Below are 25,969 nucleotides of genomic sequence, written 5' to 3' on the forward strand. Positions count from 1 at the left end.
GGAATTTTCTTATGATAAATTTTGATTTTTTCACTCCTACTAAGATTCTGTTTGGAGCTGGGCGTGAGAGTGAGGTTGGGAAACAGGTTGCAGCGTTTGGCGGACATAAGGTTATGATCATTTATGGAAAAAAGGGCGGACATATTGAAACTTCCGGGCTTTTGGACAGAGTTCATAAGAGTTTAAGTGATGCCGGGCTTTCCTACGTGGATTTGAACGGCGTTGTACCTAATCCACGTCTTTCCCTGGTAAAAGAGGGGATCCGCATTGGACGTGCAGAAGGTGTTGACTTCCTTCTTCCCATTGGCGGAGGCAGCGTAATTGATACAGCTAAGGGAATCGGTTACGGAATTGCCAATGATTTTGAAATGGAAGACCTGCTTTATGGACGTATAAAAACAGATAAAAACCTGCCCATCGGCGTTATTCTTACAATCGCAGCCGCAGGCTCTGAAATGTCTTCTTCTATGGTTCTTACAATTGAAGATGGCATGATGAAGCGTTCTTATGGACATGACTGCGCACGCCCCAAATTTGCTATTATGAACCCGGAGCTGACCTACAGCCTTCCGGCTTATCAGACTGCCAGCGGCGCTGCTGATATCATGATGCATACTATGGAGCGCTATTTTACCCCAACTGACACAGACACCAGCCTTACTGACCGAATCGCAGAGGGACTGATGGTTTCTGTACGTGATGCAGCCCAGATTGCTGTAAAGGAGCCTGAAAACTATGAAGCCCGGGCTACTCTTATGTGGCTGGAAGCCTTTCTCATAATGGTCTGACTGGTGCCGGACGTATATCTGATTTTGCCACACACAAGATTGAACATGAGCTTGGCGGTATGTTTGATGTGGCTCACGGCGCCGGACTTGCAGCTGTCTGGGGAAGCTGGGCGAGATATGTATATAAGACAAATCCGGGAAGGTTTGCACAGTTTGGTAAAAAAGTTTTCGGAATTAATATTTCAAGCTCCACAAATATTACTCCAAATTCGGATGCCCCAGAGCAGCCAATTAAACCTTCGCCGATCATCACTGATCCAGAACTTACATCCACGGATACCGCTGCCCTCGCAGCAATCACCGCCTGGGAAACCTGGTGTCACTCCATAAGCATGCCAACCACCCTCACCGAACTAGGCATCCACCCAACCGACACCCAGATTGAGGAAATGGCTGAGAAATGTGTTTTCGGAAGAAATGGACATGTTGGATTTTTCCAGCCGCTGACGAAGGAGGATATTGCAGCAATCTTAAAGATGGCAAAATAATCCTGTTTTAAATTTTTAAAAGGCCCCTGTAGGCTGTCTATTTTTGACAGCCTACAGGGGCTCCTTTCTTATGATATGTATTTTAACTTTGCTTCTGTGACACCGCTTTGCCCAGTCGGTTATAAATCGTCTTCGCGTCCAGGATGTGCGGCACCCCGGTGGCGTCTGCGGCGGCGCCGGCGGTTACCAGGATGTACTCCCTGTCGTAAATCTGAGCAAAGCTGGCCAGGCAATGTCCGGCTTCGGAGGTGTAACCGGTTTTACCACCCAGGATCTCTCCACCGGTGACGCTTGTATCCGACATATTCTTAAACATGGTACTATAATACGTAATCCCATCCGGATGCACATTTGTCCCCGGCGTAGAGTAAAAATGACTCTCGATCACATCCCGGAACGTATCATTATGAAGCGCATACTTAAGCAGCAGTGCAATATCATACGCCGTACTATAATGCTCCGGATCATGCAGCCCTGTGCAATCCACGAAATGGGTGTTCTTCATCCCAATAGACTTCGCCTTAGCATTCATCTTCTCCACAAAGTCCGCCTCAGCCCCCGAAACTTCATTTGCCAGCGCCAGACAACATTCTGCCCCCGAGGCAAAATCACTCCATAAACAAGGTCCCGGATCCTCACACTCTCCCCCGGCTGAAATCCCGCCTGCGTCGCATCCTGCCCATCCAATGCATAAAAAATATCCTCACTAAGCGTAATCTCCCGGTCCAAATCTGAAAAAGCTTCCAATGCCACAATTGCCGTCATAATCTTCGTCATCGAAGCCGGATAAATCCTCTCCTCCCCATTCATCTCCCCAATCACTTTCCCACTCTTCACATCCATCAATACCACATTTGAACTATTCACTCCCGACATATCCAGTCCCGTTACCGGCGGTCCATCAAACCACCCTGTCAGCCCCGACACCTTCGCCTCTAACCCTCTATTCCAGCAAAATGCAATGGCTAACACCGTCAGAATTAAAACCTCCACCAGTGCACTAACCAGTACTCTCCGTCTCTGCTTCTTTTTGCGAAGTTTTTTCTTCCTCTCAATCTGAACCCGTCTGCTCCGCTCATTCATCAGAGCGCCCCGGTCATTTCTCACCGCCTTCACGCGCTCCTCTTCCTTTCGTCTATCTCTATACTCCGCCACTGCAAAGCACCACCTTTCATTTAGTCCTTACATTATACACCATCCCATCCTACTAAACCATTCTCTAATTTTCCTATAATTTCTCAAAAAAGAGAAAGAGAGGATATCCCCTCTCCCAGGTGAAAGAAGATTCCTCTCTACCAAATGTGTGAAGCAGGGAAAAAAGATTCCTCTACCCAATGAAAGAAAACGAAAGCAGAAGATCGCCCTCTACCAAATGAGTAAAAGCACCAAAAAAGAATCTCTCCCCCCAAATAAATAAAAGTAGCGGAAAAGATTCCCTCTCTCCCCCCCTCCAGCACCTCACCCACCACCCCACCGCTCCCAGCGCAGCGAAGCGCCCGCGTCCCTCCTAAACAACCAGCCAGTGCAGGGTGGAGTGTTGGGGGGCTTCGTGGCGGGTTCTTGCAGGGACTTAGGCGGCGGACGGTTGCGTTGCCAGGCAGGGCGGCACTGTCTGAGCTCCGCAGGAGCGAGTTTGCCGCACTGACTGGCGCCCTTAGCAACCGTCCGCCGCCTTAGACCCTGCAAGGTTCCGCCACCAGTCCCCCAGCACTCCACCCTGCACTGGCGTACCTTATTCAGAAACGCAAAAAGCACCCACCTCGCGGTGAGTGCTCTTCATTTTCATCTATTAAGCTAACTTGATCGGGTTGATCTTCACTCCAGGACCCATTGTCGGAGCAATAACAACGCTCTTTAAATACTGTCCTTTCAGTGTGCTAGGTCTAGCCTTTACAATAGCTCCAATCAGCGTCTGGAAGTTGTCGCTTAACTGCTCCTCAGTAAAGGAAGCTTTACCGATCGGCACATGGATAATGTTTGATTTGTCAAGACGATACTCAATCTTACCAGCTTTGATATCATTGATAGCTTTTGTAACATCCATAGTTACAGTACCAGCCTTCGGGTTAGGCATTAAACCTTTCGGTCCAAGTACACGACCAAGACGTCCAACAACACCCATCATATCTGGAGTTGCAACAACAACGTCGAAGTCAAGCCATCCTTCATTCTGGATCTTCGGAATAAGGTCCTCAGCGCCTACGAAATCAGCACCTGCAGCCTTAGCTTCCTCAGCTTTTGCATCCTTAGCGAATACAAGAACGCGAACAGTTTTACCTGTACCGTGTGGCAGAACTACTGCACCACGGATCTGCTGATCTGCATGACGTCCATCGCAGCCTGTGCGGATATGAACTTCGATAGTCTCGTCAAATTTGGCAACAGCAGCTTTTTTAACTAAGCTGATAGCTTCATTAGTATCGTATAATGTTGCGCGGTCAACTGCCTTAGCAGCCTCCACGTATTTCTTTCCTCGTTTCATTTCTATAACCTCCTGTGGTATTTGCGGGGAAAAGCCCTCCCACTTACTATTTGTGATTAATCAACTACTTCAATTCCCATACTTCTTGCAGTACCAGCAATCATGCTTGCTGCTGCTTCGATGGATGCTGCATTTAAGTCTTTCATCTTAAGCTGAGCGATCTCCTCAACCTGAGCTTTTGTAACTTTAGCAACTTTTGTTTTGTTCGGTACGCCGGAACCGGATTTGATATTTGCAGCTTTCTTAAGAAGAACTGCAGCCGGCGGAGTTTTGGTTATGAAGCTGAAACTTCTATCTGCATAAACAGTGATTACTACAGGAATGATCATACCATCCTGATCTGCTGTTCTCGCATTGAACTCTTTTGTAAACTGAACGATATTTACACCGTGCTGTCCAAGAGCCGGACCTACAGGTGGTGCTGGAGTTGCTTTACCAGCGGGAATCTGTAATTTGATATATCCTGTTACTTTCTTTGCCATTTTCGGCACCTCCTATGTGGTATTGGCGGGGGTATGTCCCTCCCACGATATTGTGTTACCTTTGTCTGTTACATTTTCTGAACTTCTGCGAAACTGATCACAACCGGTGTTTCGCGTCCAAACATCTCTACATTGATCGTTACAAGCTGTTTCTGCGGATTGATGGCAGTCACAACACCTGTAGTCTCTTTCCAGGCTCCGCCTGTTACTACTACGGTATCGCCCTCAGCGAAGTCAACGCGGACAGTCTCATCTTTGATGCCCAGCGGCTTCATTTCCTCTTCTGTGAGCGGTACAGGCTTGGATCCCGGACCAACAAACCCAGTCACTCCACGGGTATTCCGGACAACATACCAGGTATCGTCGTTCATGACCATGTTGATAAGAACATAGCTTGGGAACATTTTTCTCTGGACCTGCTTGGAAACACCATTACGCATCTCCACAACGTCTTCCAGAGGAACCCGTACTTCCAGAATCTGATCCTCAAGATGTCGGTTTTCAATTGTCTTCTCAATGTTGGCCTTTACCTTGTTCTCATAACCGGAATAGGTATGGACAACGTACCATTTTGCTTCTGACATACAATCACCTTTGTCCTTATTTGATTAAAAGATTAATGCATTCCAGAATGCCTGCATCCATCACACTGATGATCGCACCGAGAATTACGGTTATGACAATAACAACAACTGACTGTTTCATCAGTGTATCGCGGTCTGTCCAGACAATTTTGTTGAACTCTGCCTTCAGCCCCTGGAACCAGGATTTCTTCGGCTCCTTAGCTTGGCGGTCTTGCCTGCAGATTTTTCTTTTTCTTGCATAGCCTAACCTCACAATCTAAAGTGACTATTTTGTTTCCTTGTGCATTGTGTGTCTCTGGCAGAACTTACAATATTTCTTGGTTTCCATTCTCTCAGGATGGTTCTTTTTCTCCTTGGTCATATTGTAGTTACGCTGCTTGCACTCTGTACATGCTAATGTAATCCTAACGCGCACAACTTCCACCTCCAGTGTTTTCATTTGCATGGTCTTAAATCAGCCTTTTCGGTGTATCCGCCACCGTTTTTCGGCATAAAAAAAAGACCTAACTTCCATGTCGCTTGTACAGTTTACCACACAGCAGACATATCCGTCAAGTCTTTTGCATATAATTCTTAAGGATTTTTGACTAAAAATAAGCTCCAATCCATGCCGGATAACAGCAAAAAACACGCTCCAGTCATAGAAGCTCTGTAAAGCCCTTGGGCGGCAAAGAAAAATCACTTTCCATGCACACTGAGAAAATATAATTCTCAAATTCCATTGTCCTGAAAAAGCCTGGTCTTTTCGGTGATTTTCCCAGAACAAAGCCCTGATCTTTTCGAATGATCTCGAAAGAATCAAGCGGAAGGCTCATCCCCCTGCCTGTCATTTTCATATAACTTTCCTTTAAGGTCCAAAGTGTAAAAAAAGCTTTGCCCGGGTCAGAAGCAGCTTCTATATATTCCCGCTCTGTCGAATGGAAATAATGCTCCGCAATTTCCAGAGGCGCATTGACATTCCGCTCAATGTCGCATCCCACTTCATCATCCGACACCACTCCCACCACATAGTCTCCGGCATGGGAGATATTAAAATGGAGATGATCCGCCACAGGCTTCCCATTTTCGGAATATTTCAGGCTGCTTTCGGAAAGTCCGTTCCCATTCAGGATCTTCCGGATCATAATTCCTGCGCCCAGACTCCTTTTTCGGTCATCCGGCTGAAGATACCGGATGACCTTCTTTCTTCTCTCTGGTCCAACTTGTTCCAAAAGACTTTCATTCTGCAAGGGATCCTCAAGAGTATTGATATTGATTCTATATAATTTTATCATTTCTTACTATAAAAAGCACCGGGTAGCAACTGTAGATTCCCCAGGCCTGCTCCAGACAGGTTGCTGTTCACTTCGCCATGCACGAATTCAACCTTTATTTCTTCTCAATATTAATCTTCTGATCAAATCCGGTAAGGCTGAAAACATCGTACACTTCATCAGAAACATTTACAATCCTGAAGCCTTCCTTGCCTGCCATCTTCTTATAAGCGGCGATTACCAGACGAAGTCCGGCAGAAGAGATATATTCCAGGTTTGCAAAGTCAAATACCAGGCTGGTTGTACCAGGATCAAGTGCTGACAGCTCCTTTTCCAGCTGCGGTGCAGTCTGGGTGTCAAGCCATCCTGTGATCTCCATAGTTACCTTGCTGCCCTCTGTCTTACTTACAATTTCCATTACAATTTCCTCCTTTAAGTTACAGGAAACACACTCAACGGGTTTCCGGGGTTATCACGCAGCGGGCCCAGGAGGGGACTTCCAACACGAGTTCCCACCCTGCCCACTGAGTAAACCAGTTACTGTCCAGCTGTATGTAAAACTTCATCTGTGGGCAGTAACTTTGTTCCATCATCAATCAAAGAATGCAAGTCTGTCAAGTGCCTCAATAGCGCTTTCCAGATATCTGTCATCTGTAACCGGCCATTTGTAATCCAGTCTGTAAAGAACCTGTGCTGTAAACCGGTTGCTGTAATCCAGGGTATAGATCTCATTTTCATTATGAGCCGTATACGCGATCAGTCCGGAAACAACATCTGAGTCATCACTGTTCTTTGCAAATTCTTTTACTGCAGCCTCAAACTCTTCATCACTTACAATGTCAATGTCAAATCCATGGCTCCGCATTGCATAGATCAGATCCGCCATATAGATATGGTGGCTGTTGCAGGCGTGGAATACGGTAAATCTCCGGTCTGTCTGCACCAGTCTCAATACTGCAAGTGCAGTAGAATCAATTGGTGAAAATTCTGTAACTTCGTGCATAGCCCCAATTGGGAATTTACCAACTGCCTCATATCCTCTCAGGCTTCGCAGGAATCCGTTTGTAATAAAGTTGATCTGGAATTCACCATCTGAATTTCGGCTCATCAGATTTCCTACACGGATAACCTTTCCGTCAAGCCCACTGGAAACAGCTTCCAGTACAGCTCTCTCTGCAAGGAATTTTGTGCGGATATATTCATTTGTGATGTTCTGTCCAATATACAGATCGTTTTCATTAAAGACTCTGGACATTGGCGGAACACCATCGGAACCTTCTCCGGCAACAGAAACAGTAGAAATCTGGATCAGTCTGCGTCCACTATTTTTACAGAATTCAATCAGATTTTCCACTCCGTGTACATTTATCTTCTCCAGTACATCACCAGCTGCAAAATGCTTTACGCAGGCTGCGCAGTTAATAATGGTGTTAAATTTGTAATCTGCAAATTTCTCCACCTGTTCTTTCGAGGTAATATCGCCATCCACACAGATAATACGCTCTCCAAACAGTTCCTGGCACGGATTATCGAAGTAATACATCAACATATGCATCATTCGTTTCTCCATGGACTCATATTTACCCTTACGTACCAGACAGTAAACCTTACCGTCATAATTATCCAGGTAAGCCTTCAGAACATGAATTCCCAGGAAGCCGGTTGCACCTGTGATCATGATATCACCAATTTCTTCCTTTGTCACCTGGTTTACGTTTTCTTCCACATTTCCGCTGATCACGCTCTGAATCCGGTTATAATTGTAGCTGGAGAATTCGTTCTCACTCTGCGGATTTTCAAATGCCTCACTGTTATCCACGATTGCAGAAAGCTCACGGATGGTCGGATATTTGAAAATGTCTGCATATACAATGGAAATATTCTTGGAAAGGCACATAACAGCAACTTTTGATGCAGTAAGTGAGGAGCCTCCAAGTTCGAAGAAGTTATCCTCAATTCCTACTTTTTCAATGCCAAGTGCTTTTTCAAATATCTCGCAAAGTTTAATCTGGACAGCGGTAACAGGCTCCACATAGGCTGTGCTTGCTGTGGTGGTTACTTCTGGTACCGGAAGCGCCTTTTTGTCTATCTTTCCGCCAGGAGTCACCGGCATTTTCTCAAGATGGACAAAGAAGGATGGCATCATGTAATCCGGAATCAGCGGGTTCAGGAACAGTTTCAGCTCATCTTCCGGAATGATTTCACCAGTATAATAAGCTGTGATATATTTGTTTCCGCCTTTTTCGATCACTATAACAGCAGCATTCTTCACCTTATCGTGCTTCAGAAGAGCTCCTTCGATCTCACCAAGTTCAATACGATATCCTCTTATCTTTACCTGGGAATCGATTCTTCCGATATATTCAATATTTCCGTCACCTTTCATGCGGACCATATCACCGGTTCTGTAAAGACGTTTGTCCTCGTCACATACGGAGAACGGATTTTCCACAAATACGGAAGCCGTCTTCTCAGGAAGATTGTGATATCCTCTTGCAATCTGACGTCCGGCATGGCAAAGCTCACCAGAAGCGCCTACCGGAAGCCGTTTCATATTTTCGTCCACAATGTAGCTGCGGATATTCCGCTGTGACTTACCGATCGGGATGTTGTCGTACTGTTTGTCAACCCAGAACTCTGTGGAGGAAACAGTATTCTCCGTTGGACCGTAGCCATTGATCATCTGGTAAGTTCTATCCCGGTAATATTTGAACTTCTCACCACCCAGGGTGACAAATTTCAGGCTCGGAGCATCGTCAAGAAGCTCTGCAACCAACTCGCCCATCTGAGTTGGGAAGGTAGCTGTGGTAATTTTTTCTTCTTTTATGAATTTTCCAACAGCAACCGCATCTTTTCGTATGCTCTCTGGCAAAATGTACAGTACTGCGCCTGCAGTAAGCGGAGCAAACAGGTCGATCACGGATGCATCGAAGCAGAAGCTTGCAAACTCTGCCACAATATCATCTGGTGTCAGTTTTCTTGTCATAAGGATATACTCGATCAGGTTCAGCAGGTTCCGCTGTTCAAGCATAACACCTTTTGGTTTTCCGGTGGAACCGGATGTGTAGATCATATAAGCCAGGTTCTCTGCTTTCGGAGCTGTGAGCTCTACAGAAAGTGCAAAGTCTTTGGATTCTGCTGCCACGTCATCCAGGCTGATCACATTCTGGTCGTAGAAGCCTACCAGACTGCGGTAACGGTCTATTACAAGCAGGTTTTCTGCCTCGGAATCCTTCAGCATGTACTCAATTCTGCTCTGCGGATATTCCGGATCCAATGGAACATACGCACCGCCGGCTTTCATAACACCGATATAAGCTACGGCATATTCCTTTGTTCTTCCGCACAGAATACCTGCAACCTTTTCCCTGCCAAAGCCATTTTCCGTAAGCTTCTGAGCAACATAATCTGACATATGGTCCAGTTCTTTATAGGTAAGCTCGCCCATTCCGTCTTTTACCGCCGGTCTGTCCGGATATTTTGCAACAGCTTCCCTGAACAGGTCTACAAAGGTCTTTCCGGCATGGGAAGGATCATCTTCCATTTTGGTTTCTTCCTCAAACATCAGTCTGATGTCTGCCGGCTCGTATTCTCTCAGGATTCCATCTGCCGTTGTTTCCAGGTTATCTGCAAGGTATTTGATGGTTTCCTCGTTGTACATGTCGCCTCTGTACTCAATCTCAAAGACAAACTTATTTCTCTCAATTGAAATACTGATGGAAACAGGTGCCTTTGCCGCATTCAGCTGAACAGGTTCTTCCTGCGCATATTCCCCGCCGATATTATCAAAGGCGAAGTTGTCGCCCTGATAGATCACCATGGCATCTGCCTTGATGTTGAACTCATGGCTGATCTGGGAGAACGGATAAATATCGTTGTTCATGGAATTAATCAGCTGCTGCTGGACAGCATTCAGGCAATCCGCAGTGCTTCCTGAGAAATCACAGTAAACGGGAAGAGTCTTTACCAGCATACCCACGGTATCGGAAAGTCTGGAATCGTTTCTGCCGTGGTAAATAGTGGTAAATACCGCATCCTTCCTGAAATTGTATTTTCCAAGAGTAATACCAAAAGCAGAGATAAAGAATACATTCTCTGTAATTCCGTGCTTCTTACAGAATGCCTTCACGTCCTGTACGGAGAACTCACTGGTCTCACGATGATACATCTCTGCGGTTGGAGCTGCTCCGCTCTTGTCTGGATAGAAGTTGATGCTTCCGCCCGCATTTTCAAAAACGGATTTATAGTAGTTCTCTGCATTCTTATAAGCATCACTTGCCAGAGCATCCCTGTTATCAAGGGCCAGATCATAGGAAGTATACTCTTCCACTTCCAGCTTTTCTCCGCTGTAAGCCCTGTTAATGTCGTTCAGGATAATGCCCAGGGAGGTACCATCTGCAACAATATGATGAATGTCAAGGAACAGATAATTTCCATCACAGGTTCTGTGAATCTCAAAGCGGAAAAGCTGTTCATTAAACAGCATGTACGGACGAACCAGAGTTTCCCGGTTCATTCCATTTATAATCTGCGTCTTATAAGTGAAAGCATCATTACGTTTCTGAAGGACTTCTCCTTCGTCGCTCATAAAGAGACGAGTTTTCAGGTAAGGATGAGCTGCAACGGTGCTGTCAATTGCTTCTGCCAGCTTATCCAGGTCAACCTTTTTGTCAAGCTTCAGAAGATATGGGATATTGTAAATGGTGGATCCCATATTGGCTGTACACTCGATGAAAATTCCCTCCTGGGTATTGGTGAGAGGATAATTTTCCTGGATTTCCCTCTTGGTTTCTTTTCCGGCAGTCTTCACAAAGCCTCTAACATCTGAATAGTTGGGTGATCCTTGATGTCAGATGTTTTTATCACAATGTCAAAAGCTTTAGAAATAAGGATATTCAGCTTAATAGCAGTGATAGAGGTCAGTCCTGCCTCGTAAATATCTGTGGTAATGCCGAATTCGGTATAGCCAAGAACCTCAGCAATACAGTCAAACAGCTTCTGCTGAGTCTCATTCTCCGGTTTCACGATCTCTTCCACTTTTCGCTCTGGCAGTGGAAGGGCTTTTTTGTTTACCTTCTGATTCTGGTTCAGCGGAATCTTGTCGATCTGCATGGTAACTGCCGGAACCATGTATGGAGGCTTGGTTTCTTTGATGAAATCATTTAACTTATTTATGTCAACCTGACCGTCAGATACTACATAAGCTGCAATATATTTTCCGCCGCCATTTGGATCGTCAAAAGCCACTACGGTTGCATCCTTTATGCCTTCGTATCTTCTTATGACCTCCTCAACCTCGGAAAGCTCAATTCTAAAGCCTCTGACCTTAACCTGGGAGTCTTTTCTTCCAATGATCTGGATGTTTCCATCCGGAAGATATCTGGCAACATCACCGGAATGATACAGGACTTCATAACCTTCTGCATCGTCATAAATATTCTTCGTATAAACTTCCGAAGTTTTCTCCGGTTTATTCAGATAGCCTCTGGAAACCTGCCATCCGGAGATCATCAGTTCACCGCAGGCACCGTATGGAAGCAGATGACCAAACTTATCGGCTATATAAAGCTTGAAATTATCAAGCGCTTTTCCGATTGGAATATTTGAATAATATTTATCCACTTCAAATACAGTTGTAAAAATTGTGCACTCTGTAGGACCATACGCATTAAAGAATTTATAATCCTTCGGCGGTTCCATAGGAACAAGCTTCTCTCCACCTATGGAAAGATATTGCAGACTCTCGCAGCTCATTTCCATCGCAAACTGTCTTCCCACCTGTGTAGTCATAAAGGAATGGGTAACGCCATTCTCTTCAAAATAACGCTGAAGTGCAATAAAATCAAGACGGATTTCTTCCGGAATAATGTGAAGCTCTGCACCGTTTGCAATTGCACCGTAAATATCCATCATGGAAGCATCAAATCCAAAGGACGCATAAGCTGCTATTTTGGAGCTGTGATCTACCTGGTAATACTTTTTGTACCAGTGGCAGAATGCAGTGATATTTCCATATTCCAGCATACAGCCTTTCGGCACGCCGGTGGAGCCGGAAGTGTACAGTAAAATAAACAGATCATGAAGCTCTGGCTTCTTAAGTTCCACATCACGCTCTTCCAGCTGTGGGATCTCATCTGTAAATAAAACAGGTCCCTGATAGCCGTCTACCAGCGGCAGAAGCTCTCTGTCTGCGATCAAAAGCTTAGCAGCAGAATCCTCCAGCATGTACATCAGGCGGTCTTTCGGGTAAGTAGGGTCAAGAGGCTGGTATGCCGCACCGGCTTTGATCACGCCCATTGGTGCGATGGCCATGTATTCGCAGCGGGGGATCAGAATGGAGACTACATCCTCCCTGCCGATTCCCTGGGATGCAATATATTTTCCAAGTCTGTTGCTGAGCTCGTCCAGTTCTTTGTATGTATATTTCCGGTCTTTAAATACCACTGCGGTGTGGTCTGGAATGGTCTCTGCCAATTCAGCGAACATGTCAGAAATGGTTTTGCTTCTGTCAAATTCGTTTTCTGTATGATTGAATTCTGCGATCTTGTTTACCCCACTCTGAGAGATCACAGAGATTTCAGAAACATATTTTGTTTTCAGCATGGAGCTCATGGCAGCTTCATAGGAATCCAGGATTCCGTCAATAAAGGCCTGGCTGTACATGTCGCTGCGGTATTCTGCTGTAAGCACATAAGTGTGGTTGTACTCTCTTACCTGGATCAGCAGAGGCATTTTGGCCATATCCAGGGAAAGGTCGTGGCCTCTGGCAATGGTGTCTCCAATTGGATAATCGTCGCTTAACTCTGCCTGGTATGCAAAGGTAAGATCCGAATTCAGCCCGTATTTTGCACAAATATCGGAAAATGGGAAAATATCGTTTGCCATGGAGGACAGCATCTGCTCGGAAAGCTCTGCCATATACGCCTGTACGGTGGTCTTCGGGTCGAATTTGCAATAAACAGGAAGGGTTTTTACCAGCATGCAGACTGTGTTTTCAAGCCTGGAATCGTTTCGTCCATTATAAATAGTAGACAACAGACTGTCCTCTGCATTGGAGTATTTTGCCATAAGGATGCCGAACAGACCTGTAAATAAAATATTCGGGGTAACACCCAGCTTCTCGCAATAGGAAAGAATGGCCTCTTCTTTCAGGCCCATGGTCTTCTCCAGATAACCTTTTTCAGGAGCTTTTCCATTCAGGTCTGGCATAGGGAGGGATTCCGTTTCAATTCCTTCAAAAATACTGTCATAATATTTCTCAGCTTTTTTGTATTTGCCCTCTTTCATCTGCTGTTCTTCGTCAAGGGCCGCATCAAATCCGGTATAGGACTCTTTTTCCAGTTTTTCACCCATATAGGCCTTATTGATATCCTCGAAAATGATATCATAGGAGTTGCCGTCAGCAATAATATGGTGGAAATCAGTAAAGAGGTATTTCTTATCTTCTGTCACATAAATTGCCACACGAAGGAGACGTCCCTTTTCCAGCTTAAACGGACGTACAAGGCTTTCCTTCTGGCTGGCAAATTTCTCATTTGTGGTCTCGATCACTTCCGGCACAAATGTCTCATTTCCAGGGCGCTGTACCATCTCCCCATTATCGTCAAGATATACCTGTGTGAGCAGATAGGAATGGGCGCTTACCATTCTGGCAATTGCATCGGATAATTTCCGGGTATCCACTGTTGGATCCAGTTCAAAAAGGAAGGGGATATTGTATACGGTACTCTCAGGATTTTTGCTGCATTCTGCAAAAATACCCTTCTGGGAACCGGTAAGAGGATAAACCTCTCTCTTTTCGTAGGTTCTGAGTTTCGGCGCCAGCATGACATATTTTTCCAGCTTCTCCACGGTATTGTTCTCGTGGATATCGCTTGTTTTTACGGTAACACCAAATTCCTCTGAGATCAGAACACAGAGCTTCATTGCACTGATGGAGGAAAGGCCGGCCTTGTAAAAACTGGTGTCGATTCCGAAGAAGTCGTTTTCTACTACTTGGGCCACAATGTCAAAGATCTTCTTCTGCATTGGAGTTTCCGGCTCTTTCAGATTTCTGGGCTGCGCCACCGGCTTGGGCAATGCTTTTTTGTCAATTTTGCCATTCTGTGTTAAAGGCATTTTTTCCAGCTGGATGAAAACATCCGGAACCATGTAATGAGCCAGGGATTCTGACGCATAAGCGGTAAGCGCTTCAACATTGATCTGGCGGTCTGCCATAAAGTAGCAGCAAAGATATTTATTATCCACCGGTACTGTAATACTGGTGATGATCCTTCGAAGCTGTTAACAACCTCCTCGATCTCACCAAGCTCGATTCTGAGACCGCGAAGCTTGATCTGATTGTCAATTCTTCCGAAAAATTCGATCTCGCCATCTGGAGTGATCTTTGCAAGATCGCCTGTTTTATAGGCTCTTTCTCCGTTGAGAGTGATGAAAACTTCTGCTGTTTTCTCCGGCAGATTGATGTAGCCACGACCTACTCCAAGACCTGCAATTACAAGCTCTCCGGTCTCTCCGTCCGGAAGGATCCTGTTCTCTTTGTCAACCACATAAACCTGAACATTGCCGTTTGGCTTTCCGATGGTAATGTTTTTGCTGTCGGTGATTACCTTCATGGTACAGCTGATGGTAGTCTCGGTTGGTCCATAGCCGTTCATAATATAAGCATCCGGGTTTACTGCGTGAATCTTGTCAAAAAGTGCAGGCGGGAATGCTTCTGCTCCTACGTCAAATACCTTGATCTGGGCAGCTGCTTCCTGAAGCTGGGGCAGATCGATCATATTGGAAAGATAGGTAGGAGTTGTGGTCATAATATCCACTTTATTTTTTACAATTAAATCTCCAAGCATAATGGGATTCAGGATCTCTTCATCGCTTGCGATCACTGCAGTCATTCCATTGGTGAGAGGGAGAAATTCCTCCAGTACCGAAACATCAAATGTCATGGCTGCCATGGAAAGGGAAACGCTTCCCCTGCTTACATAGCCATAGGTTTCCGCATTCTTTGGATTAGGATTTACAAAATTGGCAAGGTTGATATGCTCGATCATAACACCTTTTGGTTTTCCCGTGGAACCGGAGGTGTAAATACAGTAGCAAAGATCATGTTCCTTAATCCTGGTATCCGGGTTCCCGGCATTTGGATTTTCCAGCAATTCTTCAAGCAGAAGCACCGTACAGGAAAGCCTGGAAAACAGCTCCTGGCGGTCCTTCGCGATTTCCTTTGTGGTGATAATAAAGGGAACTCCTGCATCTTCAAAAATGAACTGCACACGGTCATCGGGATAATCCGGGGCTGCGACAGCAAATGCACCACCAGCCTTCAAAATACCCTGACGGACTGCGTAAAAGTCACAGCAGCGCTCCAGTACCACACCTACGATTTTTTCACAGCCAACGCCTTTTTCAATAAGAGAATTCGCAATTCTGTTTGCTCTTTCATTCAGCTGTGCGTAGGTAAAGCTTTCCTTGCTGGAAGCTACAGCACATTTGTCAGGATGAAGCCGCACCTGCTCTTCAAACAGCTTTGTCACAGGCTGAAATTCAAAAACAAAATTGCTCTTTTCGTTAATGTCAGACATTTCCTGCACCTCCTAAAATGATATTATAGTATTATTCATATCAATTGCGCGGATATAATCCATTGATTTTGAAATCTTTTTCACCAGCTCAATTCCATGGATATCAAACTCCTCATGGTCATAGCTGTATTCCAACGGATTAAAATTCACTCCGTTGTCTCTTATCCTTAACTGGCAAATGTCATCCTCCAGGCAAAGATTGATGTCGATCCAGTTGGAAGTTTTTCCACCAAATTTAATGATATTCACAGTCATTTCTTCTGCACACACGGCAGCAAGATTGGCTCTGTTTCCGGATACACCGTTTTCCTTGCAGAACTCCAGGATTTTTCTGTTAACCGCGCCAGCTTCTTCCATGGTGCTCTTAATGGAAAAATCAAAATTGATTCCGGGATTTTGGTCCGGAACAATATAAAAAGTAGAATTTTTGTGTTTGATCTTTCGGAAAATCCAGGCTGCGATCAAGGTTATGATCTCTGTGGCAACAAATGCAGCACCAATTCCATTTGTACCGATTCCATCAATCTGTTTCCAGATAGAAATTCCTATAAATGTTGCAGGAAGAACTGCCACTGCGTTTTCAAGGAAGGTAACAAAGCTTGCAATTGCAGTCTCTTCAATAGATTCATAATAGCTTACGGTAAATTTATTCCAGAGATAAGGCACTACACATAAAGCAAAAATACGCAGTGCATGAACCATCTCCCGTCCCAGCTCTCCGCCGCCTCCGAACATAATGGTGATCTGTTCTGTAAACAGCATGATCAGAACGAATATGACTGCCAGCACGATGTAGCTGTATTTCAGCATTTTTTTGCACAGGACACGGATTCCCACATAGTCTTTTTCTCCAAAAAGAATTCCTGCAACATTAGGAATTACGCCAATGATTCCGCCTGTAAGCATTTCCACGATCAGCAAAACATTGTCGCAGACCGTAAATACTGCCATTCCGTCTTCCCCGATCTGATTCATAATGATGGTGTTCAGACCAAGGGCTTTTACAAAATTGGTTGCCATGAAAACAAGCATGGGCACACCTGTAATCACTGCCTCCTTCACGATTCCGAAATCCTTTGCATTCAGCCGCACGAAACTGATATTCCTCTTATCTGAGCGAATATAGAAAAGGAAAACCACCATGGCAAAAAGAAAGCCAAGTACCGTTGATAAGGATGCACCTGTAACTCCAAGTGGTGTAAATCTAAGAAATATGTAATCCAGCACAAGATTTATCACATTGGCTGCGATCAGATAAACAGAAGCAAGCTCCGGATGGTTTTCCACCCCAAGGTAGTTTACCATCATCAGACCAATTCCGATTACCGGTGCACCTAACATGCTAATGCGGATATAGTCTCTTGTATAAGTTGTCAAAACTCCGTCTCCGGATACCAGAAATCTGGCAATAGGTCCTGCAGCAGGAAATGCAATAAGAGAAAACAGCAGTCCCACCACGAGTGTGACAATAAAAGTGGCCGAAAACAATCTCGAAGCCCCTTCTTTGTCACGTTTACCAAGCATATTTCCTGCGGCTATGGAACCTCCCACACCCAGACAGTAACCGGTAAGCTGAACTATCGTTTCAACCGGAAGACTCATTGTGACTGCGGACATTGCTTCTACACCAATTAAATTACTTACAAAGATAGTGTCCACAATGTTTCCAAGCTGAAGTGCCAGCGACATCATAATACCTGGAACGATATACTTGTTTAATTTCGCATTCAGCAACCTGTTATTTCTGTTTTCCACCATTCCATCCCCTTTCGAAATTTTGGAGTATTTCTAAACAAAATCAGAATACTCCATATTTATATATAATTTAGCAAAAAATGAAATATTTTTCAATAAAGCAACGAAAACAACGTCAAATTAAACAAAAATAGCTTAAAAAAATACCGGTTTCCCGAAGATATCCCTTTAATGGAATTCTTTGGAAACCGGTAGTATCCTTCCTGATATGTAATTATTCAGCAGACTCCAGAACATGTTTAAAAAGGCTTTCTACAAAATGTACGTCACAATTTGCGGAGCCTGCAGATTGCAGGAAATAAATTTTCAGGCAAGCTCCAAAGCCCTGTGGCAGGCTGCTTTATGCCCCTTTTCCACCTCCTGAAGCACAGGAGCTTCCTGCCTGCAGCGGTCTGTTGCATAGGGACAGCGGGTATGGAATTTGCATCCTGACGGTGGATTGTAGGCACTTGGCACGTCACCCTCCAGAATGATACGCTGACGTTTCTTCTTCACATCTGGAAGCGGGATTGCAGAAAGAAGAGCTTTTGTATAGGGGTGCATCGGATTGGAATAAAGCTGGGCTTTTTCTGCAACCTCAACCACACTTCCAAGATACATAACTGCAATTCTGTCACTGATATGGCGGACTACACTCAGGTCATGGGAGATAAACAGGTAGGTCAGATTTTTCTTCTGCTGCATATTTCTCATAAGATTCAGCACCTGCGCGCGGACAGATACGTCCAGTGCGGAAACTGCCTCATCACAGACAACAAATTCCGGATTCAGGATCAGTGCCCTTGCAATTCCGATTCGCTGCCTCTGACCGCCTGAAAACTCGTGAGGAAAACGATTCAGATACTGTTTATCCAGTCCAACCTCCTGAAGGATCTCTTCCACCATTTCCCTGCGTTCTTCCTTAGTCCCCACTTTATACACCTCAAGAGGGGCACTGATCAGATCATAAACGGTCATTCTGGGATTCAGGGAGCTATATGGATCCTGGAAAATAATCTGCAGCTTCCGGCGCATTTCCCACATTTTTTTCTTATCATAGGTAAGGATGTCTTCCCCATTGTACATAACCTGGCCCTCTGTTGCCGGGATCAGGCGGAGAATAGTTCTTCCCAGAGTGGATTTTCCGCAGCCGGACTCTCCGACCAGGCCCAGTGTCTCACCCTTTCTCACAGAAAGACTTACATGGTCTACTGCTTTTACTACAGATGGATTACGGTTCAGAAGCCCTTTTTTTGCCGTAAAATATTTGGATAAATCCTTTGTTTCCAATAAGATTCCTGTGTTCTCACTCATTATTTCTCACCCTCGTATCTGAAGCAGCTTACCAGAGAATTTCCAGCATGGTAAACGCCTGGTTTTTCTTTCATGCAGCGGTCTTTTCCGTAAGGACATCGGGGAGCAAATCTGCAGCCTGCAGGCATGGCGTCCGGTGCCGGAACGGTGCCCTCAATGGTATTCAGCAGCTCTACATCCTCATCAAGGCGGGGAATAGAGTTCAAAAGTCCCTGTGTGTAAGGATGCTTCGGTCTTTCAAAAATATCCTCAATGCTGCCGTATTCTACTGCTTTTCCTGCATAAAGAACAAGCACATCGTCTGCGGTCTCTGCTACTACCCCCATATCATGGGTAATCAGCATAATGGCTGTTCCCATTTTTTCCCTGAGCTCACACATCAGCTCCAGGATCTGTGCCTGGATGGTTACGTCCAGGGCTGTGGTAGGCTCATCTGCAATAAGAAGTCTTGGCTCGCAGGATACTGCCATGGCGATCATCACTCGCTGGCGCATACCGCCAGAAAGCTGATGCGGATATTCCTTCATCCGCTTCTCCGGAGCAGCGATCCCAACTCTTTTCAGAACGTCCACAGCTCTTGTCCAGGCTTCTTTTTTACCGCAGTTCTGGTGGAGCATAATTGGTTCCATCAGCTGGGTTCCAATAGTCAGAGTCGGATTCAGGGCAGTCATTGGATCCTGAAAAATCATGGCAATATCATTTCCGCGGATCCTGCACATCTCTTTCTCCGGAAGCCCTATCAGTTCTTTTCCATCCAGTTTGATGCTGCCGCCGGAAATCCGGGCGTTGCTTCCAAGAAGCTGAAGGATAGACATGGATGTGACACTTTTTCCGCATCCGGACTCTCCTACAATTCCGAGGATCCTGCCTTTTTCTACAGAAAAGCTTACACCGTCAACGGCTGTGTTAATGCCTTTTTTTGTCTGAAACTGTACCTGTAAATTCTCTACTGAAAGTAAAGATGCCATAGCTGTACTCCTTTTTCTCTTAATTAACTCACTGTGATTCTTTCACAGCTCCTGAAATCCGCCAGACATGAGAGTCTTTTCTCTCATATTTGGCGGGTTCCAGGATCAAAAGCTTTATCCGCTTTTGTCCTGTTTCCCATTTTTATTACTCTTTATCCCACTCCCAGGAAGACCAGTTCAGACAATTAAAGTCTGCAACGTTCAGGTTCTTCATGCTCTTGTTGTAAGCGGTAAGAAGGTTCTTTGTATATAAGTAGCCCATAGCTGCTTTTTCTACAACCTTTTCCTGATACTCATCGAAGTATGGTTTTCTTGCTTCAAAAGTAAGCTCTGCGTTTCCTTTGTCGATCAGGTCAGAAAGCTCTGTATCCTGAATCTGGCAGAAGTTGCAGGAGCTTTCCGGATAAATCATTTCACGGCTCTCACTTGGGTCAAGAGTTCCGCCGGAACCAATGATTCCAAGATCATGCTCGCCGTCAAGCATACGGCTCATCAGAGTTGCAAAGTCCATCTGCTCAATTTCTACATTTACACCGACATTTGCAAAATCCTGTACGATCAGGGCTGCACATCTCTCGGTAATGCTGCTTCCGGAGGAGATGAAGAATTTCAGTGTCTGTCCAGCCGGGAAGCCTGCTTCTGCAAGCATCTCTTTTGCCTTTTCAGGATCATACTGAACCTGAACCTTGTCATTGTAGTATGGGCTTACCGGTGCGATCGGGGTCATGATCGGAGTTCCCTCTCCCATAAGAAGACCATTTACCAGTACATCACGGTTGATTGCCATATTCAGTGCCTGGCGAACTTCCTGAGTAAGATATTCCTTCTGAGTATTGAAGATCAGAGTGGTATAGGAAGTGGTAGGAACAGACTCTGTTACCAGGTTATCCTGGGACTTGGCTGTTTCCCAGTCATCAGTCAGTACGGAACCGAATCCGATCAAATCAAGCTCGCCGTTCATAAGACCGGAAAGAACGTTTGCGGACGGTACTACACGGATGATCAGACGGTCAATATTTGGAGTTCCAAGATAGTAGTTTTCATTCTTTGTGAATTCCATACGCTCACCATTGATCTCACTGTCATAGATGAATGGGCCGGAACCTACCGGATTTGCCCAAAGGTCAGGAGCATTGATCTCTTCTGCTGTTTTTCCTTCAAATATATGTTTCGGGATGATGAAAACAGTGTCGATATCCTGCAGGAATGTATCAGGATACATAGCCTCTTTTAATTTGAAGGTTACTTCATAATCGCTGTCTGCAGTTACTTCGATAGAATCCTCGGAAAGCTCTGCTCCGGAATCATCCACACCGGCAATGTACTCCAGGTGATAACGGCTCTTTGCCTCTACAGACGGATCAGAATACATCTGGTAGCTGAATACAACGTCCTCTGCTGTAACCGGCTCACCATCAGACCATACTGCGTCTTCATGAAGCTTAAAGGTAACTGCGTCACTGGCATCGTTTACAGTCCAAGACTCAGCAAGGCGTCCCTCAATGGAACCGTCTGCGTTTGTCTGTGTCAAGCGGTCATAAATCTGGTCACAGATAAAACGGGTGTAGTTGCTTGTGGTGTTCAGCGGCATCATGGTATCCCATGCCTGGTCCATAGCAGCTGTTACTACTTTTTCCTCTGCCTCAGCAGCAGCCGGAACAGCATAACCTGCTACCATGCTTCCTGCAAGCAGGAGCGCTGCAGCCTTTTTCATGTTGAATTTCATAGGTCTCCTCCTTTTTTCTTTTGTCAGGGATGTTTTTTCTCTGACAGGTTTTGTGAAGCAAATCAGTCCGGGAAACTCCCGGAACCAATCTTATGTCAACGGACTGTCCGGCCTTGAATCAAGACCTTCATGATCCTGAGACATTACAGTTTGATTTTCGGATCCAGCGCATCGCGGATGCCGTCGCCCAGAAAATTAATACTTAACACCGTGATCAGAAGTGCAAGTCCCGGCGGAAGCCAGATCCACAGCTTCTGGGAAAGCACAGTAATGGACTGCGCATCGTAGAGCATATTTCCCCAGCTTGCTCCCGGCGGCTGTACACCCATGCCAAGGAAGCTTAACGATGATTCAGAAAGGATGGCACTCGCCATCTGGAATGTGATTGCGATCAGGATCGGGGCAAAAGAGTTTGGAAGAACATACTTTGTCACGATCTTGAAATTGGAGGTACCAATTGCCCTTGCAGATTCTACATATTCTTTCTCGGATACGGAAAGTACATTTGCATAGATCAGTCTGGCAAACTGTGTCCAGCCGAGCACACCAATGACACAGGTTACAGACCAGACAGACGGTCCAAGAACTGCAACCAGTACCAGGATCAGCACAATTGATGGAAAAGACATAAAAATATCTGCAATTCGCATAATAACTGCTTCCGCCTTTCCTCTGGCATAACCAGCAACCAGGCCAAGAGGAACTCCGATTGCGCAGCTGATCAGTGTGGAAACAAAACCAACCAGCAGAGAGGTTCTTCCGCCATACATCAGACGGGCAAAAACATCACGCCCGATAGCATCAGTTCCAAGGATGTGCGCTCCTCCCGGAGCTACCGAAAAGGCAGTGTAGTCTGAAGTATAAGGATCCAGCTTCAGGATCATGGGAAGAAAAACCACCATCAGTATTTCCACGATCAGGACTACCAGACCTGCCATAGCCATTTTGTGTTCTTTCAGTTTATCAAGTACCTCGGAAAGATAGCTTACATTTTCGTTTTTCTGTTTTTTCATTTCTGTCTTCTATCCTCCCTTATTTATAGCTGATTCTCGGATCCAGAATTCCGTATGCAACATCAGTGAGAATATTCGCAATAAGAACCGCTGCCGCGATCATAACCGTGATTCCCATAATAACCGGGTAGTCTCGTCCGTTGATCGCTGTTACCATAAGAGAACCAATTCCCGGCCATCCGAAAACCTGCTCGGTTACAACTGCGCCGCCTACAATAGAAGGAATGGACATTCCCACAACTGTAACGACCGGTGTAAGGGCATTTTTCAAGGCGTGCTTCATGATCACTTTCCATTTGGTAAGACCTTTGGACTTGGCGGTACGAATGTAGTCGTCCTGCATAACTTCCAGCATACTGCTTCGCATGTGCCTTACCCATCCTCCGATCTGCTGAAAGGAAAGGACCAGACAAGGCAGGATCATGTGCTTCATCAGATCTCCGAATGTATGAGCTCCGCTTGAGCTGTACATTCCTCCTGATGGCAGAATGTTAAACACAATGGCGAACAGATAAATAAATACCAGTCCTACAAAGAAGTTCGGAGTCGCCATCATCAGCATAGACAGACCGCCGGAAAAGTAATCTCTTCCTGAATTCGGCCTGGAGGCAGCAAAGATTCCAAGAGGAATGGATACGATCAATGACAGTACAATGGAGCTTGCCGCCAGAATCGCAGTAGCCGGAAGACGCTCCAGTATCATCGCTGCCACCGGTCTCTGGGTGCTGTAGGAAAATCCCAGATTTCCCGTAAGCAATTGTTTCAGCCAGGTAAAATACTGAATGATCACCGGCTGATCCAGTCCAAGTGCCACTCTCTTACGTTCCAGCTCTGCCGGAGTAATTCCCGGATCTGCCAGAAGTGCATCCAGCGGTGAACCAGGCGCCATATTCAGAATAAAATAGGCCAATATGGTAATTCCGAAAAAAGTGGGAATGGCAATCAGTATTCTTTTTAATATGTATTTCCACTTCATAGTGTTTTCCCTTCATCTCCTTTTCCTAGAACCTGTTTGAAAAAGTATTTCCGCAAGCTCCCGCAAATTGTGGTGCACATCTTGCAGAAAGCCTTTTTCAACCACGCTCTACCATAATCCGGATAATCTCTTTATCCGTTTCGCACATACCTTCCTTCGCCAGCTGTCCCACGTTCCGGATGGTATTTTCCACACCGTGGGTAACGATTCCATCACCGCCGTAGAACTGCTGTCCCTGTATGTACATTTCATAGCCCATGATTCCGGCATCGACTGCTGCTGAAATCTTGGCTGCGCAGGAGGCTTTCGCTCCGTCACAGATGATTCCGGAAACAATTGCCAGGGAATTCACGATTGTATGTGCAATTACTTCATAATCGCCGCCGTAGAGATAAGCAATTCCCGCACCGCTTCCACAGCCTGCACTTACTGCACCGCAATAGGCAGAAAGAGTTCCGATTCCAGTCTTCAGATGAATGGTTACAAGATTGGAAAGCACCAGGGCGCGAAGCATTTTGTCATGGGAAACCTGCAGCTCTCTGGCAAATTCAATGACCGGAATGCTGGCAGTCATGCCCTGGTTGCCGCTTCCGGAATTGATCACCACAGGAAGCTCGCAGCCATTCATTCGGGCATCGGAACCGGCTGCTGCCTTGGCTCTGGCACGGATCTTAATATTGTCGCCGTAGGTGTGAAGAAGGACTTTTCCGATGTTCGCTCCATAGTTTCCACGAAGTCCCTCCTCAGAAATGGCTGTATTGTAACGGATCTGACGCTCCAGAACCTCCTTTACATCTTCTGTGTCAACAGTGTTGGCAAAGTCGATAATGTCTTCTATGTTTAATATGGAATGGTCGGTCTTTTTCTCTTCCTTACCTGAACAGACATCTTTCCGGAAAACAGGCTGGCCGTTTTTCTCAATAAGGATGATGTTGGTGTGCGTATCTACAATGCGGACACGGGCCGTTTCAGTACCTTTGGTTACGGTCAGATCGATTTCAAATACATGCCCGGTGGATGCCGGAGTGATCCTAGGTTTCACCTGATCCATGTAGGACTTGATTTCTTCCTTCTGACCGGATGTTACTCTTGCAATTACTTCAAGGAGCGCTTCCGCATCGCCTGCGATCACACCCGCGCACAGAGCAGCTGCAATTCCCCTCATGCCGCCAGTATTGGGAACGATGACGCTTTTTACATTTTTGATAATATTTCCACTTACTTTAATATCCAGCTGTTCCGGCAGATTACCTAAAGTTTTTCTCGCCACTGCGCCTGCATAGGCAATGGCAATGGGTTCGGTACATCCCATTGCAGGAACCAGTTCTTCCTCTAGGATTTTTACGTAAGCCTGGTATTTTTCATCACTTTTGTGCAATGTTTTCTCCTCGCTTTCGCACAACATTATAAATACTTTAGCACACTATCTTCTTAAAATCAATTAATTCCAGAAATTTTATATTTAGAAAAATCCCGAACTATATTTGTGAATTTTGTTTTTGTTAATCACTTCGCGAATATAATCCTGATACAGATTTTTTATTTGGAATCAGATCAGAGGATTCTTTTTAGAAATAGTCATATCCGCCATGAATGTCTACAACGCTTCCATTCATGTATCCATTTTTCAGAACTTCGTATGCCATATCTGCCACTTCTGAGATCTCACCAAAGCGGTGAAGCGCAATCTTACGGTTAATGCGTTCATAGCTTTCCGGAGTGCGGTTTTTGTGCCAGCTGGTTTCAATGAATCCCGGGGCAATGGCATTGACCCGGATCTGCTTTGGTTCCAGTTCTTTTACCAGAGATTTGGTAAGGAAATGAATGGCGGATTTGGTGACGCCGTAAACCAGAGATGAGGAATAAGCCTGCTGTCCTGCGTAGGAACCGGTAAAAAGAATGCTGCCACCTTCGCTCATAATGGGGCGAAGTTCTTTCACCAGAAATACCGGAACAGACAGGTTAGTATTCACAATTTTGGTCCATTCGTCAAAAGTGTAATCTTCATATTTCGCATAGGTGCTGATTCCTACATTGTTTACCAGCCAGTCTACATGGCTCGCTTCTTCTTTGACCCGGGATACAAATTTCATCATTTCATCATAGGATGACATATCAGCCTGGAGCAACCGGATTTTTTTCTGATTTTCCTCTGTTTGTGCATGAAGAAATTCCTCCGCCTGCTCCGTGTTATGTCCATAGCTCACATATAAAATATCGTCCGACGCAGAATTTTCCAGAATTTTCTCCGCAATCCCTCTTCCGATTCCAGATGTACCGCCGGTGATTATGGTTACTTTGCTCATGGGGTGTCCTCTTTTCTGTATATTTTATTACTATTTAGTGTGTTGAAAGTTGTTAAAGGCGGACGCATTCGGACAATGGTGATTGCTCACTCGCCGGCGCAACGCTCCAGCGAACTAACTGCTAACTGCGACTAAATCGTTCAGGAGAGCCTTCACGATTAAGTCTCCGTAAGCAGTGGATTTCGCCTACGCTAAAACCGCGCCTGAAATGGCTCGCTAGAGCAATCACCATTGCCCGAATGCTGTGTACTGGCTGGGACTTATTTGTACATAG

20 protein-coding genes and 1 pseudogene are annotated in these 25,969 nt (G+C 45.4%); 1 reads left to right on the forward strand and 20 read right to left on the reverse strand.

Going from position 1 to position 25,969, the window contains the following annotated elements:
- Positions 1-11: 11 nt before the first annotated feature.
- Positions 12-1,276: pseudogene (locus DW904_RS02610) on the forward strand (iron-containing alcohol dehydrogenase).
- Between the two features lie 82 nt (positions 1,277-1,358).
- Here DW904_RS02610 and DW904_RS02615 read toward each other — a convergent pair.
- From DW904_RS02615 to DW904_RS02695, 20 genes are all read right to left on the reverse strand, one after another.
- On the reverse strand, positions 1,359-1,859 hold the full coding sequence (locus DW904_RS02615) for a hypothetical protein (protein WP_347562002.1): 501 nt from the start codon (positions 1,857-1,859) through the stop codon (positions 1,359-1,361).
- A complete protein-coding gene (locus tag DW904_RS24870; RefSeq protein ID WP_347561999.1) occupies positions 1,805-2,431 on the reverse strand; it encodes a D-alanyl-D-alanine carboxypeptidase in 627 nt (208 codons plus the stop codon). Before DW904_RS24870 ends, DW904_RS02615 begins: the two co-directional genes overlap by 55 nt.
- A gap of 634 nt (positions 2,432-3,065) precedes the next feature.
- The gene (gene rplA, locus DW904_RS02620) at positions 3,066-3,758 is read right to left on the reverse strand and encodes a 50S ribosomal protein L1 (RefSeq protein ID WP_118577943.1); all 693 of its coding nucleotides are present in this window, start codon (positions 3,756-3,758) and stop codon (positions 3,066-3,068) included.
- Positions 3,759-3,814: 56 nt separating this feature from the next.
- On the reverse strand, positions 3,815-4,240 hold the full coding sequence (gene rplK, locus DW904_RS02625) for a 50S ribosomal protein L11 (protein ID WP_117852954.1): 426 nt from the start codon (positions 4,238-4,240) through the stop codon (positions 3,815-3,817).
- Between the two features lie 68 nt (positions 4,241-4,308).
- Positions 4,309-4,824 carry a transcription termination/antitermination protein NusG gene (gene nusG, locus DW904_RS02630; RefSeq protein ID WP_117852952.1) on the reverse strand — a complete coding sequence of 172 codons (516 nt, stop codon included), beginning with the start codon at positions 4,822-4,824 and terminating at the stop codon, positions 4,309-4,311.
- 16 nt (positions 4,825-4,840) lie between these two features.
- A complete protein-coding gene (gene secE / locus DW904_RS02635) occupies positions 4,841-5,077 on the reverse strand; it encodes a preprotein translocase subunit SecE (RefSeq protein WP_347562000.1) in 237 nt (78 codons plus the stop codon).
- Between the two features lie 12 nt (positions 5,078-5,089).
- A complete protein-coding gene (gene rpmG, locus DW904_RS02640; protein WP_117853039.1) occupies positions 5,090-5,239 on the reverse strand; it encodes a 50S ribosomal protein L33 in 150 nt (49 codons plus the stop codon).
- Positions 5,240-5,462: 223 nt separating this feature from the next.
- Positions 5,463-6,053, reverse strand: a complete 591-nt coding sequence (locus DW904_RS02645) for a 4'-phosphopantetheinyl transferase superfamily protein (protein ID WP_226837789.1) — start codon at positions 6,051-6,053, stop codon at positions 5,463-5,465.
- Positions 6,054-6,192: 139 nt separating this feature from the next.
- On the reverse strand, positions 6,193-6,495 hold the full coding sequence (locus DW904_RS02650; RefSeq protein ID WP_118577945.1) for an STAS domain-containing protein: 303 nt from the start codon (positions 6,493-6,495) through the stop codon (positions 6,193-6,195).
- Positions 6,496-6,669: 174 nt separating this feature from the next.
- Positions 6,670-10,887 carry an amino acid adenylation domain-containing protein gene (locus DW904_RS23490; RefSeq protein WP_243110268.1) on the reverse strand — a complete coding sequence of 1,406 codons (4,218 nt, stop codon included), beginning with the start codon at positions 10,885-10,887 and terminating at the stop codon, positions 6,670-6,672.
- Positions 10,884-14,294, reverse strand: coding sequence for a non-ribosomal peptide synthetase (locus DW904_RS23495; RefSeq protein ID WP_243110269.1), 3,411 nt, complete (start codon positions 14,292-14,294; stop codon positions 10,884-10,886). The genes DW904_RS23490 and DW904_RS23495 overlap by 4 nt, the downstream gene beginning before the upstream one ends.
- A complete protein-coding gene (locus DW904_RS23500) occupies positions 14,186-15,658 on the reverse strand; it encodes an amino acid adenylation domain-containing protein (protein WP_243110270.1) in 1,473 nt (490 codons plus the stop codon). The genes DW904_RS23495 and DW904_RS23500 overlap by 109 nt, the downstream gene beginning before the upstream one ends.
- 12 nt (positions 15,659-15,670) lie before the next feature.
- Positions 15,671-17,416, reverse strand: a complete 1,746-nt coding sequence (locus DW904_RS02660; protein ID WP_202030773.1) for an MATE family efflux transporter — start codon at positions 17,414-17,416, stop codon at positions 15,671-15,673.
- A gap of 303 nt (positions 17,417-17,719) precedes the next feature.
- Positions 17,720-18,706, reverse strand: coding sequence for a dipeptide ABC transporter ATP-binding protein (locus DW904_RS02665; RefSeq protein ID WP_148463505.1), 987 nt, complete (start codon positions 18,704-18,706; stop codon positions 17,720-17,722).
- Positions 18,706-19,674, reverse strand: coding sequence for an ABC transporter ATP-binding protein (locus tag DW904_RS02670; protein WP_118577947.1), 969 nt, complete (start codon positions 19,672-19,674; stop codon positions 18,706-18,708). The genes DW904_RS02665 and DW904_RS02670 overlap by 1 nt, the downstream gene beginning before the upstream one ends.
- A gap of 145 nt (positions 19,675-19,819) precedes the next feature.
- Positions 19,820-21,400: a peptide ABC transporter substrate-binding protein gene (locus DW904_RS02675; protein WP_118577948.1), complete on the reverse strand. Its 1,581-nt coding sequence runs from the start codon at positions 21,398-21,400 to the stop codon at positions 19,820-19,822.
- Between the two features lie 143 nt (positions 21,401-21,543).
- Complete coding sequence (locus DW904_RS02680) at positions 21,544-22,413, reverse strand: ABC transporter permease (RefSeq protein WP_118577949.1); 870 nt, start codon at positions 22,411-22,413, stop codon at positions 21,544-21,546.
- Positions 22,414-22,432: 19 nt separating this feature from the next.
- On the reverse strand, positions 22,433-23,389 hold the full coding sequence (locus DW904_RS02685) for an ABC transporter permease (RefSeq protein ID WP_118577950.1): 957 nt from the start codon (positions 23,387-23,389) through the stop codon (positions 22,433-22,435).
- A 97-nt stretch (positions 23,390-23,486) separates the two neighbouring features.
- Positions 23,487-24,767, reverse strand: a complete 1,281-nt coding sequence (locus DW904_RS02690) for an L-serine ammonia-lyase, iron-sulfur-dependent, subunit alpha (protein WP_118577951.1) — start codon at positions 24,765-24,767, stop codon at positions 23,487-23,489.
- A gap of 190 nt (positions 24,768-24,957) precedes the next feature.
- Positions 24,958-25,695 (reverse strand): SDR family oxidoreductase, encoded by a 738-nt coding sequence (locus DW904_RS02695; RefSeq protein WP_118577952.1) that lies wholly within the window; start codon positions 25,693-25,695, stop codon positions 24,958-24,960.
- Between the last annotated feature and the right edge of the window lie 274 nt (positions 25,696-25,969).

It is taken from the genome of Ruminococcus sp. AM42-11, from assembly GCF_003480145.1.
GTDB lineage: Bacteria > Bacillota > Clostridia > Lachnospirales > Lachnospiraceae > Blautia_A > Blautia_A faecis.

What these genes read in the sequence shown, in the direction of transcription:
- rplA (WP_118577943.1), bottom strand. Translation starts at nt 3,758, where the DNA reads ATGAAACGAGGAAAGAAATACGTGGAGGCTGCTAAGGCAGTTGACCGC.
- rplK (WP_117852954.1), bottom strand. Translation starts at nt 4,240, where the DNA reads ATGGCAAAGAAAGTAACAGGATATATCAAATTACAGATTCCCGCTGGT.
- nusG (WP_117852952.1), bottom strand. Translation starts at nt 4,824, where the DNA reads ATGTCAGAAGCAAAATGGTACGTTGTCCATACCTATTCCGGTTATGAG.
- DW904_RS02650 (WP_118577945.1), bottom strand. Translation starts at nt 6,495, where the DNA reads ATGGAAATTGTAAGTAAGACAGAGGGCAGCAAGGTAACTATGGAGATC.
- DW904_RS23495 (WP_243110269.1), bottom strand. Translation starts at nt 14,294, where the DNA reads ATGGCAGACCGCCAGATCAATGTTGAAGCGCTTACCGCTTATGCGTCA.
- DW904_RS23500 (WP_243110270.1), bottom strand. Translation starts at nt 15,658, where the DNA reads ATGTCTGACATTAACGAAAAGAGCAATTTTGTTTTTGAATTTCAGCCT.
- DW904_RS02660 (WP_202030773.1), bottom strand. Translation starts at nt 17,416, where the DNA reads ATGGTGGAAAACAGAAATAACAGGTTGCTGAATGCGAAATTAAACAAG.
- DW904_RS02665 (WP_148463505.1), bottom strand. Translation starts at nt 18,706, where the DNA reads ATGAGTGAGAACACAGGAATCTTATTGGAAACAAAGGATTTATCCAAA.
- DW904_RS02670 (WP_118577947.1), bottom strand. Translation starts at nt 19,674, where the DNA reads ATGGCATCTTTACTTTCAGTAGAGAATTTACAGGTACAGTTTCAGACA.
- DW904_RS02675 (WP_118577948.1), bottom strand. Translation starts at nt 21,400, where the DNA reads ATGAAATTCAACATGAAAAAGGCTGCAGCGCTCCTGCTTGCAGGAAGC.
- DW904_RS02680 (WP_118577949.1), bottom strand. Translation starts at nt 22,413, where the DNA reads ATGAAAAAACAGAAAAACGAAAATGTAAGCTATCTTTCCGAGGTACTT.
- DW904_RS02685 (WP_118577950.1), bottom strand. Translation starts at nt 23,389, where the DNA reads ATGAAGTGGAAATACATATTAAAAAGAATACTGATTGCCATTCCCACT.
- DW904_RS02695 (WP_118577952.1), bottom strand. Translation starts at nt 25,695, where the DNA reads ATGAGCAAAGTAACCATAATCACCGGCGGTACATCTGGAATCGGAAGA.